This window comes from Pseudomonas sp. IT-P294, assembly GCF_949767865.1.
In the GTDB taxonomy this organism is placed as follows: domain Bacteria; phylum Pseudomonadota; class Gammaproteobacteria; order Pseudomonadales; family Pseudomonadaceae; genus Aquipseudomonas.
In genome coordinates, this window is the sequence record NZ_CATKQW010000059.1 from 20,944 (window position 1) to 34,577 (window position 13,634).

At 58.2% G+C, this 13,634-nt stretch carries 8 protein-coding genes; 1 reads left to right on the plus strand and 7 read right to left on the minus strand.

What is annotated here, in order from left to right; all coding sequences use genetic code 11:
• Positions 1-11 precede the first annotated feature (11 nt).
• The gene (fahA, locus tag ACM6I0_RS30315) at positions 12-1,316 is read right to left on the minus strand and encodes a fumarylacetoacetase (protein WP_414924001.1); all 1,305 of its coding nucleotides are present in this window, start codon (positions 1,314-1,316) and stop codon (positions 12-14) included.
• Between the two features lie 3 nt (positions 1,317-1,319).
• On the minus strand, positions 1,320-2,624 hold the full coding sequence (gene hmgA / locus ACM6I0_RS30320) for a homogentisate 1,2-dioxygenase (RefSeq protein WP_414924002.1): 1,305 nt from the start codon (positions 2,622-2,624) through the stop codon (positions 1,320-1,322).
• Positions 2,625-2,789: 165 nt separating this feature from the next.
• Here hmgA and ACM6I0_RS30325 point away from each other — a divergent pair, with 165 nt between their 5' ends.
• Positions 2,790-3,596 carry an IclR family transcriptional regulator gene (locus ACM6I0_RS30325; RefSeq protein ID WP_414924003.1) on the plus strand — a complete coding sequence of 269 codons (807 nt, stop codon included), beginning with the start codon at positions 2,790-2,792 and terminating at the stop codon, positions 3,594-3,596.
• 12 nt (positions 3,597-3,608) lie between these two features.
• Here ACM6I0_RS30325 and ACM6I0_RS30330 read toward each other — a convergent pair whose 3' ends face one another.
• The 5 genes from ACM6I0_RS30330 to ACM6I0_RS30350 form a co-directional block, all read right to left on the minus strand.
• Positions 3,609-6,020, minus strand: a complete 2,412-nt coding sequence (locus ACM6I0_RS30330) for a hypothetical protein (protein ID WP_414924004.1) — start codon at positions 6,018-6,020, stop codon at positions 3,609-3,611.
• A 199-nt stretch (positions 6,021-6,219) separates the two neighbouring features.
• A complete protein-coding gene (locus tag ACM6I0_RS30335) occupies positions 6,220-8,775 on the minus strand; it encodes a LuxR C-terminal-related transcriptional regulator (RefSeq protein WP_414924005.1) in 2,556 nt (851 codons plus the stop codon).
• A gap of 140 nt (positions 8,776-8,915) precedes the next feature.
• Entirely contained in the window at positions 8,916-10,283 is a 1,368-nt protein-coding gene (locus ACM6I0_RS30340; RefSeq protein ID WP_208669949.1) for a DUF1329 domain-containing protein, read from the minus strand.
• A gap of 23 nt (positions 10,284-10,306) precedes the next feature.
• Positions 10,307-12,100 carry a DUF1302 domain-containing protein gene (locus tag ACM6I0_RS30345; protein WP_414924006.1) on the minus strand — a complete coding sequence of 598 codons (1,794 nt, stop codon included), beginning with the start codon at positions 12,098-12,100 and terminating at the stop codon, positions 10,307-10,309.
• Between the two features lie 574 nt (positions 12,101-12,674).
• Complete coding sequence (locus ACM6I0_RS30350; RefSeq protein ID WP_090188297.1) at positions 12,675-13,586, minus strand: SDR family oxidoreductase; 912 nt, start codon at positions 13,584-13,586, stop codon at positions 12,675-12,677.
• Between the last annotated feature and the right edge of the window lie 48 nt (positions 13,587-13,634).

The window sequence follows — 13,634 nt, forward strand, 5'->3', positions numbered from 1 at the left end:
ACCCGATCCTCTTAGCGCGCCGCCACGACTTTGCCACGGCATTCGCCGAAGCCGATGGACGCAAAACCGTCGCGGCTGCAACGGGCGCGCAGGATGATTTCGTCGCCGTCCTCGAGGAATTTGCGGACTTCGCCCGATGCCAGCTCAATCGGCTTTTTCCCGCCCTCGGTAATTTCCAGCAGGCTGCCGAACTGACCGTTCTGCGGCCCCGACAATGTGCCCGAACCGAACAGATCACCGGCCTGCAACTGGCAGCCGTTGACGCTGTGGTGCGCGACCATTTGCGCCACGGTCCAGTACATGTGTTGGGTGTTGCTCAAGGTCAGGCGATGGGCGGGCAGTTTTTGCTCGCGCAGGCCTTCGGTCAGCAGCAGCACTTCCAGTTCGATATCGAATGCGCCCGTCGCTTGATCGCGCTTGTCGAACAGATACGGCAGCGGCTGCGGATCGCCTTCAGGACGCGCAGGCTGAGCGCGGCGGAATGGCTCCAGCGCTTCGGCCGTCACGACCCATGGCGAAATGCTGGTGATGAAGCTCTTCGACAGGAACGGCCCCAGCGGCTGATATTCCCAGGCCTGGATGTCGCGCGCCGACCAGTCGTTGAGCAGGCAGAAACCGGCGATATGATCGGCGGCATCACCGATGGCGATCGACTCTCCCATCTCGTTGCCCGGGCCGATCCAGATGCCCAGTTCCAGTTCGTAATCCAGGCGTGCACACGGGCCAAAGGTCGGCTCGGTCTGACCGGCTGGCAAGGTCTGGCCCTTCGGACGGCGAACGTCGGTGCCGGACGGGCGAATGGTCGAGGCACGGCCGTGATAACCGATCGGCACGTACTTGTAGTTGGGCAGCAACGGGTTGTCGGGGCGGAACAGCTTGCCGACGTTTTGCGCGTGCTCGATGCCGACGTAGAAGTCGGTGTAGTCATTGATTTTCGCCGGCAGGTGCATCGTGCAATTCGCCGCCAGAGGCAGCAGCTTTACACCTTGGGCTTCGATCTTGCCACGCAGCGTGCTGCCCTCGGCGAACAGTTCCAGCAGGCGTTCGCGCAGCGCGACGCGAGCCTCGCGGCCCAGTTCGAAAAACCCATTGAGCTGACCGCCACGGGTGGCTTCGACGGCGGTACGAGCGACGCCATCGAAAAGGCCCGCGTCCAGTGCCGCTTCCAGATCAAAGATATGCTCGCCAATGGCCACGCCGCTGCGCGGTGCCGAACCGTTGACGCTGAACACACCCAGCGGCAGGTTTTGCAGCGGGAAATCGGTGTGGCCGTTGGCGGAGGCAACCCAGCTACGAGTGATGGAAGTCTGAGTCATGGGTTATCTCCGGGTCGGGTCGAAAGTGGCGGGCAGCGTGGCCCAGCAGGCATCGTAGTTGGGTTGCAGTTGCGGGCACTCAAGGGCAAATCGGCTCGGGCGCAGTACCTGGCTGGTCTCGAACATGAACGCCATGGTGTTGTCGATTTTCGTCGGTGCAAGTTCAGCGTTGATCGCTTTGGTGCAGGTCTCACCGTCCGGGCCGTGCGCGCTCATGCAGCTGTGCAACGACGCGCCGCCGGGCACGAAACCTTCGGCCTTGGCATCGTACTCGCCCTTGATCAGGCCCATGAATTCGTTCATCAGGTTGCGGTGGAACCACGGTGGGCGGAAGGTTTTCTCGGCGACCATCCAGCGCGGCGGGAAGATCACGAAGTCCAGATTGGCCAGGCCGTGGACGCTGGTCGGTGACGTCAGGACAGTAAAAATCGACGGATCCGGGTGATCGAAACTGACCGTGCCGATAGTATTGAAACGGCGCAGGTCATATTTGTACGGCACGTTATTGCCATGCCAGGCGACTACGTTCAGCGGTGAATGATCAAGCTCGCAGCCCCACAACTGGCCGAGGAATTTCTGCACCAGAGTGGTCGGTTGCCTGAGGTTTTCGTAATGCGCGACCGGCGTCAGGAAATCCCTCGCATTGGCCAGGCCGTTGCTGCCGATCGGCCCCAGGTCCGGCAGGCGCAGCGGCGCGCCGTGGTTTTCGGCGATGTAACCGCGAGCCTGCGGGTCGAGCAGTTCAACGCGAAATTTCAGCCCGCGCGGAAGCACAGCGATTTCCAGTGGCTCCAGTTCCAGCACGCCCAGTTCGGTGGCGATGCGCAGACGCCCCAACTCAGGCACCAGCAGCAGTTCGCCGTCGGCATTGAAGAACACCCGCTCCATCGAACGGTTGGCGCGGTAGCTGTAGATGCTGATCCCGGCCGGTTTGTCCGCGCCCGAGTTGGCGGCCATGCTCACCAGCCCGTCGATGAAATCGGTCGGCTCGCTCGGGAGGTCCAACGGGTTCCAGCGCAGGCGATTGGGGGTCACTTCACCCAACGGGCCGCCGGCCAGTTGCCGATCCAGTTTGACGAACGCCGGGTGATTGGCCGACGGCTGAATCCGATACATCCACGTGCGCCGCGCTTCGCTGCGAGCCATGGTGAACGCGGTGCCGGAGAACAGTTCGGTGTAGAGGCCGTAAGGGGCTTTTTGCGGGGAGTTCTGGCCGACGGGCAGTGCGCCGGGCAACGCTTCACTGCTGAACTCGTTGCCGAAGCCTGACTGGTAAGCCAGCGCTGGCGCCGTTGAATCGAGGTTCATGGAGCCTCCTGAACAGGGAGTAGGCAATGGCCTGTCGCTCTGTTGCAGAGGTTGGGGCCTGCCTGGGTTATTTTTATCGTAATTCGATTACGCATAACGTAATTTGATTGGTATTGACCGTCAAGCTATAAAGACGCCCATTCATCCCCGGATCAGACCGCCTTCATGGAAACGCCGCGCAACAACGATAAACAGAAAGTCCGCTCGGCCGAGGTCGGTACAGACATCCTCAAGGCGCTGGCCGAGTTGTCACCTTCGACCTCGTTGTCGCGCCTGGCGGAACACGTGCAGATGCCGGCAAGCAAGGTTCATCGTTACTTGCAGGCCTTGATTGCCAGCGGTTTTGCCGAGCAGAACACGGCCACCAACCACTACGGTCTCGGTCGTGAAGCACTGCGCGTAGGCCTTGCCGCACTCAACAGTATGGACGTGCTGAAAGTCGGCGCCCTGCCCCTGGCCGAGTTGCGCGATGAACTGAACGAAACCTGTTTTCTGGCGGTGTGGGGCAATCAGGGTGCGACCGTGGTGCACATCGAACCGGCCGTGCGCGCGGTGACGGTGGTGACGCAATTGGGCTCGGTGCTGCCGTTACTCAGCTCGTCCACTGGCCTGGTGTTTGGCGCTTATCTCCCGAAACGGGAAACCGTGGATTTACGTGAGCAGGAACTGCGCAACACCACCGAACATGCCTTGGCGGACGATCAGACCTATGCGGCGTTATGCGAACAGATCCGCAAACGCGGCCTGCATCATGTGCATGGCTTGCTCATGCCGGGAGTGGACGCCTTGTCGGCACCGGTATTCAACGCGGTCGGGAACGTGGCGGCGGTGATGACTATTGTCGGGCCGGCTTCGTTGTTTCACGCCGATGAAAACGGCCCGGCAGCGCAGCAATTGCTGGCAGCGACGCGGGCCGTTAGTTGGCGGATGGGGTTTGAGCCAACCCCGACAGCGGTTCAGCTCAAGGATTAACCGGCAGTCGGATCAACGTACCGTGGTTTTGCTGCTCCTTACGCCGACCTCGGACAGTACGTCCTCAACAATCTCTATTAGCACTTTGTGAGGGACCTCTCGGCCCATGATTTGGGAAACCAGGTCTGCCAATGTCTTCGCATCCCCGGCAAGACTGATCAGCGTTTTCTGGGTGGCGGTGACCGCTTGCTTGCCAAACTCCTTGTATTTGCCATAGCCCAATGAAGCCAGATCGATCAGTGCATCCTTGAAATGAGTGATGGCTTTGTCTTTGTCTCCATCGTGATAAGCCTGTGCACCGTCCAAGATGTTTTTAGTGATTTGTATCGCGGCAACCGCTAGTCCAAGGGGAGGAATAATCAGGCTGATGACTTGTGCGGCCTGGATGACGGCATTGTACGTCAGGCCTGTAATGATCTCGGCAAGACTGGTGGTTTGCGCATCCACATCCCTGATAACGCGCCATACCCTGTCATCGTAAGACCTGGCGAAGTCCCGGACACGGCTGTTGTGTTCCAAATCAGGCGGCGGCACGCTGCGAGTCGACGCTTCCAACTCGTCAAAGTAATTGCTGACGGCGAGTTGATCAGTGAAGTGGACTCGCGTCGCGTAATACTCCCTCAAGCCCTTGATACGCACCGATGAAACAAAATGGCCTAGCGGTCGAAACCACGTTCCGTCTGGTGCTTGCGGCGTATACAACCAATCCTCGTTTGTTTTCCCGTTCATAAGCCGGAATACATAGACCCCTTCCACTGGACGTTTTCGACCAAGGTGAAATTGGTAAACACTGTTTTCCATCGCGGGGTAATCGCCCAACGGATCGCGCGTTTGCGAACTCTTGAGGGAAACAATGGAATTGAGCAAACCATTGAGTTGTTCAAAGGTCATTCGCTGCTGAAAGTATTCAGACAACGCAGCCCGGTTCATTTCCGCTAATTGACGCTGACGATGGACCTCGCGCCTGAACGTGTAGCTCAACTCCGTGGGATCAAGATAAACCGAACGCAGCATTGCAATGTACTTCTCGCCTGGACGCAGCGTCCGGGCCCACTGGGCAAGGTGCACAATATTGAGGTTTTTGAGCAAAGGATGCCCAGGTTCCAGTCGATACCTTGGGTAAAGATCGGGTGACGTGTTTCCTTTCTCAACTGGATAGAAGACTTTTTCACTGGCAATAATAGAAGTGAGTGTGGCTTTTTCCGAAGGACTGAACTCAATCATAATTAGATCGGGATCAACGGCTGCAAGTTCGCCTTGAGACTTCAATGCCTGTTCAAGGGTGTATTTTATTAAGTCGTAGGCAAATTGCTGATACGAAATGAACGTGTGATCTCGAGCTTCGACGGTATAGAGCGCCTTCAGTTCGGTATTGAGTCGAGCAAACTGCTCACGCCAAAAGACAGGTGCATTACGATAGTTTGCCGGGGCCAGCTCACCCGCCTCGATTGTGTCCCAGCGAATCTGTTCAGACACTACACCGAACAGAGGCTGCCCCGGTTTCGGAGCAATAAACTCGCGCAACTTTACATCGTCGTTTTTCCAGAAGCGCTTGTTCTGCGCTAGCTCGCGGAAAAATAGATGAGCCGAGTCTCGATAGCGGACACTCACCTGATCGTCAATAAACGCTGGAGACTTACTGGCCCAATCGCCTACAGCATTTCCCAGCGCGACGATGTTATCAAAACTGTGCCAGACCTTTGCATTGGGAGCGCCGGGCGCATATAGAATATTTCGACCTTGCGGATTCCCCCGCTCACTGATAACAAACAGGTTTTTCATCGGAGCTGCCGAGCCCGGTAAAATCACACCACGTACAAACAGCGCCGGATCACCTTGCAGGTATCGCAGAACCCAACGGTCGTCCAGACGTTCGTAATAGCGTTCGACGTTGGCGCAAAAAAGCGTGAACTCTATCTGTCGAGCCAAATGCTCTTGCATCGCCTCATTGATCGCTGCGGATGCACCGGAAACCATCATGATCGTAAAGTCAGAACGAATATCTGTCGAAGAGAGCCAGCCTTGAAGGCCGGAACTTGTGAGCCCCGGAAAGACCGTTCCTGAAAAATCCAATTGTTGCAGCGTCGACATTTGCAATCCGAAAATAACAAACTCGGTCAATGATCGCTTGTCTTCCTGCACAATCTCTCGTCCCCCCACGTTAAATTTATGCAGGGACGTCACTATAATCTGGTCAGGCTCACACTCGACACCCGCCGAACTTTGTGCCCATGAACGAATGCGATGACGCGCATAGGCTTTCAATGAAGCTCGTGGCCCCAACACTTCATTCAACGTGTTTTCACTTTCCACCAAGGCTGATTCAAGAGCCAGAAAACGCTGCACATTTTGTTCACCATAATTTTCACGCCAATAGTCCAGTCGCAACTGCCTTTGACTTGGTAATCCCTTATTAATACTCATCAAAATAATCCTTGTTGATAACGATAATGGCAACACGCCAATTATTCGATCAACAAAAACTAACTTCATTTTCTAAAATTCAAAACCCACAACATCTTTCTTGTTATGTAAGTTACGACTCTTCACCCACACAAAAATACCTGGTTATTTTTAAAAACAATAAAAAGCAAAACCGCACTGCAACCAGCCAACCCTCTTTTTAATCAAGCAACCCCAACCTCTTGGCCTTTGCAACTGCCTGAGTCCTACGCTCCACACCTAACTTTCCATGGATGCGCCGAGAATGTGTCTTGACTGTATGTAACGAAATGAACAGCTGTTCTGCAATCTGCTGATTGGAATTACCCAGTGCAATCAACTTGAGTACTTCAACTTCACGCTGACTGAGCGGGTTTACTTCACTAACGAGTGCCGTGTTTTCAAGACTGACGCCGGCAGCGCCCAGCGTTGATACAAGGTCGGGCTGACGCAGTTGCAACTCGCAAAACGCCTGCTGGAGACCACAGCGATCTACCAGGTTCAAGCCCTTGTGCAAAGACTCTCTGGCCGTAACGCAATCACCGCTCAGCCATGCTACTTCAGCCCCGGCGAACAGCAATTCGACTTCCAGCGCCAGCATGGCCGACCGTTGCGACTGTTCGAGCAGGTGGGCGAGTTGACTCATCGGGTCTTTGGCCTGGTGCAGATATACCTGAGCCAATACCAGCAAGTATTCATTCCGCGCAATCAACATTAATGTTGCCGGTGGGGCCTGTCGCGCCAGCGGAGCACGGTAGTGGCGCAGCACCCGGCTGAGCGCTTCATTGGCCAGTTCGGGGCGACCCTGCTGTAGCCAGAGTTGACTGCTGACTTGCAACAGCGCCCCACGATAAACGGTGTCGGGAATCTGCCGTTGCTGCATCAAGCGCTCGGCATCGCGCAGATGAACAAACGCTTGAGCGTAGTCGCGCTGATTGCCTGCAACCTGCGCCAATCCAAGGAAGCCATAAAGCACCCGTTTGTCATGGTTGCGCAGACAAACTTGCAGCCCTGCTTCGAAATGTTCGGCCGCCAGGGCATCCAGGCCCTGAGACAAACTCAACCGGCCACGATGCAAGGCAATCCGCCCCAGCAAAGGCTCAGCTTTTCGATGCTGGCGGGTGAGCAGGCCATGGATGTTGGCGAGCAAACTTTCGGCACGTTGAGGCGCCCCACGTTGCTCCAGCAATTTCGCGTGATCGAGTTCCAGCAGCCCTTCGAACACCAGCGAGCCTTGTGCTCGCGCCAGGCACAACGCATCGCGGTTAATGGACTGCGCGACATCGAGTTCGCCCCGCAGCAAGGCCTGTTGCGTCAAACCCGACAGGCACATCAAGCGCACGGGCCAGAGGTCAGGACCGAGCACGCTCAGCGCGTCGATAAAGTGCTCGCGTGAGCCCTCCATGTGCCCCTGCAAATGCAGCAGCCAGCCTTGCTGGGCCTGCCAGCGCGCAATCAATTGCCGCTGAAGGAATGCCGACGGCTGAGGTGTGAATCGAGACAGATATTCGATGCAATCAGCCGCTTGGCCGAATCGACCGGCAAACAACAAGGCGGCGGTGATCAGCCCGACCAGTTGCGATGACCCGAGCATCAGTTCTTCGCCCTGTTGTTCATGCAAATGCAACAACAGCACGACCGTCTGTTCCTCGAACAGGTGCTCAAAACTGAAATGCTGCAACAGGCTGACCGCGACCTCGAATTCTTCAGCCAGCAAGGCATGTTCGAAGGCGGCTTTCCAATCGAGTTCGGCCGCAAACCACTGGCAGGCACGACGATGCCATGAGCGCCCCGCCGGCCATTGTTCAGCGCGCATCAACTGCGTGAGCGGTGGGAAAATCTGCAACCAGTCAACGGTGTCCCTCCAGGGCTCGATAAAACATCCCAACTCTTGCAGCGCTTTCAAAAATTGCGCACCTTCACCCGCCCCAAACAGGTGATCGCACAGGCGGGCATTGAATCGCGGAAAATGCGCGAGCACCCGCCAGACTTCCGCCAGCTCCGGGGTCAAGCTGGTGAACAGTTCGTGCTCGAGATAATCGAGTAACGTGTCCGGTCGACTGTGCTGCGGGTCGTTGCGCGACCAGTCGCATTTTTGCAGCAGCGCAACACGCACACCGGCACACCAGCCGCCACTGCGCTGGATGATTTTGCTGGCAGCGGCGCTGGCATCGACCGGTGTCAGGTGACGTAACAGCGAAGCGATTTCCGGTTGATTGAACGCCAGCGTGGCGCGCTCGCATTCGTACAACTCGTCATCGAGCAGCAATCGTGGCCAGTTGCATTGCGGGCGCCGCCGGCCGCCCAGCCACCAGGTCAGCATCGGACTGCTGGCGGCCAGCATGCGGTCCAACAGGTGATCGAGTTCCGGGTTCGGAACGCGACAATAGTCATCGATAAACAGCCAGGTTGGCGCTTGCAATCGAGCCAGCGCACCGAGCACATTTGACTCTTGCGCAGACGCCAGCCCCAATGTCTGCGCCAGACGCTGGCAAAAATCCGCGGGACTCAATGCCACGCCTGACAGCGGCAGCCAACACACCCGACACTGTGGCGGAGCCTGTAGCAAGCAGTCGGTGAGCAGCGCCGTCTTGCCACTGCCGGCGGGCGCGCAGAGTAATTTCACCCGTGCCGCCGAAGCCAGCAAAGGCTCGTTCAATCGATCACGCGACAGGTGATGCGAAGACAGTCGGGGCAGAAATCCAGGACGGTCCAGACACGGGGTCATGGCGGTCATTGCGGCGTGCCTATTTATAATTGTCCGACAACCCTAGCCCTCTGAAGCGCGCTTGTTGAGAAGTATTCAGGGCGCTGATTGGCAGCCATAAAAAAGGCGACCCATGGGTCGCCTTTTGCATTGCCCGTGAATCGAGTCCCTTACCGGACGCCCTCCGCCCGCAGTGCCGATGGTGTGTAATCGGCGGACTTGGCCTCAAAGCCGAACTCAAAACTGTGTTTCTCTTCGTTCTTCATGCCCAGCGCAATGTAGCGACCGGCAATGATGTCGTAGAGCGCTTCGAGCGTGTAGGCCTGAGCCTGGTGATCGTAGTAATACTGGGCGTGACCTTCGGCCACTCTCCACAGTTGGCCGCGACCGTCGTAGTGGTCAGCCAGCGCAACTTGCCAGCTGTCTTCGTCGAGGTACATGTGGCGTTTGGCGTAGATGTGGCGCTCGCTCGGCTTCACTGTGCCGATCACCTCCCAGACGCGGTGCAACTCGTAGCGGGTCAGGTCCTGGTTGATGTGGCCAGCCTTGACGATGTCGTCGTACTTGAGGCTCGGCGAGTCGAGTTTGTAACTGTTGTACGGAATGTACATTTCCTTCTTGCCGACCAGTTTCCAGTCGTAACGATCCGGTGCGCCGGAGAACATGTCGAAGTTATCGGAGGTGCGCAGACCATCGGCGGCGGTGCCCGGCCCGTCGTAGGCCACTTGCGGCGCACGACGCACACGACGTTGGCCGGCGTTGTAGATCCACGCCAGGCGCGGCTCTTTCACCTGATCGAGGGTTTCGTGCACCAGCAGCACGTTACCGGCCAGACGCGCCGGCGCGGTCACCGACTGCTTGAAGAAGGTCAGCACGTTGGCGGCCTTTTCCGGGTCCAGGTCTTTCATCAGTTGCGGAACGGCGATCTCTTCTTCGAAGCGGATCGGCGTGTAGCTGCCGTTGGTCTGCGGCGTCACCTGAGTGATGATGCGGCGCAGGTTGCCGCCGTGATAACGGGTGATGTGGTTCCACAACACTTCCACGCCAGTCTTCGGGATCGGAAACGCGTAGTAGCGGTTTCCGGTGAAATTGGCCAGGCCGTTACCGTCGTTGATGCTGTTCACGTTCAGCGCACTGCGTTTGGCCGATTCGTAGATTTCCGGCGGCACGGCCACGGTACGGTGAGTCGGGTAGACCGGGATCTTGTAGGTTTCCGGGTAGCGCTTGAACATCGCCACCTGGCCTTCGGAGAGTTTGTCCTTGTACTTGTCGACGTTGGCGGGGGTGATCACAAACAGCGGTTTTTCGCTGGCGAACGGGTCAGCCAGGAAGCCTTTACTGTCGACCGCGCCGGCGTTTTTCGGGATACCACCGGTCCATGCCGGGATCGAGCCGTCAGCGTTACCGGCCTTCTCGGCGCCGAGCGGGGTGAGCGTGGTGCCGAGTTTGTTCGCTTCTTCCGGCGATACCGCCGCCATCACGTTGGCAGCCAGCAGGCTCAAGGCCAGGGCGCCGCATTGCAGAATCATCTTGCGCATTGAATTCATCCTTCTCAGCCAGATCAGAAGTTCACGCCGAAGCTCAGTGCCAGGAAGTCACGGTCTTCCAGGGTGTTGTAGTTACCGCCGAAGAAATCGGTGTAACTCAGGCTCGCGGTATAGGTGTTGCGGTAATCGGCATCGACGCCGACGCTGACTGCCTTGGCGCCTTCGTTGAACAGTCCGTTGGGGCCGTAGCCCGCGACGTCATGGGACCAGGACAGGTTGGGTTTGAGGTTGACGCCGGCAAAGACGTCGGCATAGTCGAGAATCGCCCGGGCGCGGTAACCCCAGGAGGTCGAGGTGACGAAGCCGTCGGTATCGCCGCCAAAACCGTACTGGCCGTAGACCGAGTCGCGGCCGTAACGCAGACGGCTACGCGGTTCCAGACCACCGACGTGGACCACCGCCGCTTCGCCCACCAGCGTCAAGCGCTGGGCGCCCAACACCTGATCGAAGAACTGTGTGAGGGTGCTTTGGATCTGCGTGATTTCCTTGCGGCGATAGCCTTTGTTGTCAGCGCCAGGTGTGGTGGCAATCGGTGAGGCGGCGCCACCGGCAATCGGGTTGACCATGGCCAGGGTCAGGTCGTTGGTGTTGACCTGCACCGGAGCATTCGGGCGATAGCTGATCTCGCCGCTCCACGCGGTGCCGGTAGGCAAGGTGGTGGAGAAACTCGCGCCGTAGAGACGAATGTCTTCCGGGTATTCGAGGTAGTACTGGCCACGTCCGAGCATCACGCTTTGCGCCAGCCCCGAACCGCTGCCCGGCGCCAGACGGTTGGCCACACTCACCATGCCCGGCAGGCTGGCCAGTGTTGACAGGCCGGCGGTGGTAGTGCCGACCGTCGGTGTGCGGCTGTGGTAGTTCATGAAGTACAGGCCGTACTCGGTGTCGTCACCGAGCCAGCGCAACGCCGTGCCCCACTGCCCGGAATCCCGCGCATCGCGGTCGCCGCCACGGGGAACGACCACGCCCTCGCGGGTCACCTGGATCGGTTGACCGAAGGCCGCTGCCAAAGGCGCCAACGGGGCAATCGCCGGGCTGCCGACGGTGTAGTTGTTGTTGCAACCGTCCGCCACCACGTCGTTGCCGAAGAAGGTGCCGCAGTTGTCGACGACGGTCTGGTCCCACTCCAGTTGATAGAAACCTTCCACCGAGAGCTGATCGGTCAGGCCCTGGGAGGCGAACAGCATGTTGACCGGAATCAGTCCTTCCTTGATCTCGGCGCCTGGGCGACGGAACGCGGAGACATCTATCGGGTTGATGCTGTTGATCGAGTTGCCGATGAAGGTACTTTCACCCCAACTGACCACCTGCTTGCCCGCGCGCACGGTGCCCGGCAAATCGGCGATGGAATAGTTGTGATAAACGAAGGCATCGAGAAGCTCCGCCCCGGAAGACTTGGCGCCTTCCTTGCGGCCACTGTCACTGATCTGCTTGAACTCGCGGTCTTCGTCCTTGAGCTCGAAGTCGTACCAGTACTTGCCGCGAACGAACACGCCGGTATCGCCATATTTTAGTTCGAGGTCGTGAATGCCCTTGAAGATCTTGGAGAAGGTTTCGCCCTTCTTGAAGTTCAGCCGACCGTCGTCACCGGTCGAAGACTGACCGGTCCCGCCGTTGACAGTGCCCACCAACGACTTATCAGCATCGCGCATGCCCCAACTCGCGCCGACGGACAGCGAGGAGTCAAACGATCCCTCGATTTCGCCAATGTTGAATGAAACAGCCTGCGCCTGGGCACAGCAACCCAAGGCAACCGCAGCGGCCAGCGCTTGCGGCGTGAAGATGGCGCGCATTGTTGTTTTTGTCATGCGTCTTCCCCGGTGAGTGACAGAAGGCCCCACCCTACTGCCGCACGTTGGGAGCGATAAGCGCACCAAGGAGGTATTCGAGGTGTACCTCTTAAGTATGAATGCCTAGATGGAACGCGGGTTTGCGCCGTGTATGGATGGGCTGGATGGAGGGTTATCAGCCAGATGCATGAACGGGGCTGATCGCTAGCGGCTGTCGAAGGTTGCGTTCGACGGCGACGACACGGGAAATGGCGGGACTGTTGCTCAGACTGCAACACTGCATGTCGCGAATCGCTATTTTTCCTTAGGGCTCAACGGCTTATTCTTGCCGGGCTTTCAAGGTGAACCGCCAGAAAGCACGAAGCGATGACGTGTGATCAATCCACCTCATCGCTGACACAATCCAGATGAATCGATGCGTTATCGATTGATCGCCCTGAGTACACTGACGTTGATTTGTAGCTCCTTGATCCAACGTCTTACTTTGGCCGCTGCGTTTGCAGCGGCCTTTTTTATGGGCGATGGTTTTGTAGCGAGGGGAACAAGCGGGGGCATGGCAGGGCTCTGAAAAGCCCTGCGCAACACATCAACGTCAGATCGAATACTTCTGCAAATTCGCCATCATTTCCTTCAGCGCCTCGATGTTGTCCTTCGGATGCGCGGCGCCTTCGAAATCACAAATCTGCTGCCAATGCGCCGCCACATCCTCCGGCGAGAACCCCTCCCGTGGATCAAACCCGGCGCCCAGGCTGCGTTCCCAACGCACTTTGCCCATCCAGCCGCCGCCGACTTCAAACAGCCCGGAAGTCTCCTGGCAGGTTTCGCTGGCCAGATACACCACCAACGGGCTCACCAGTTCCGGCTTGAGTTGCTCGAACACTTGCGGCGGAATCAGGCCTTCGGTCATGCGGGTGCCGCCGGTGGGCGCGATGGCGTTGACCAGGATGTTGTTCTTGCGGCCTTCGATGGCGAGTGTGCGAGTCAGGCCGTAGAGGCCGAGTTTGGCCATGCCGTAGTTGGATTGGCCGAAGTTGCCATAGATGCCCGAAGTCGAGGCGGTGAAGATCACGCGGCCATAGTTTTGCTCGCGCATGTGCGGCCAGGCGGCGCGGGTGACTTTGTAGGCGCCTTCGACGTGGACGCGGTAAACCAGGTCCCAATCGGCGTCGTCCATTTTGTGGAAGGTCTTGTCGCGCAGGATCCCGGCGTTGTTGACCACCACATCGATGCGGCCGAAGGCATCAAGTGCGTGCTGGACGATTTTGTCGCCGTCGGTGACGGAGTCGTGGTTGGCCTCGGCGATGCCACCGGCCTCACGGATCTCAGCTACCACGCGGTCTGCTGCCGAAGCGTTGGCGCCTTCACCTTGCGCCGAACCGCCGAGATCGTTAACCAGCACTCTGGCGCCCTGTTTGGCGAACAACAATGCGTGCGCACGGCCCAAGCCGCCGCCTGCACCGGTGACGATCACGACTTTATCTTCGAAGCGCACAGACTCATTCATGGGGAAAACTCCAGCAGGCCAAGGACAATAAGTCCGAGTGTCAGGCAC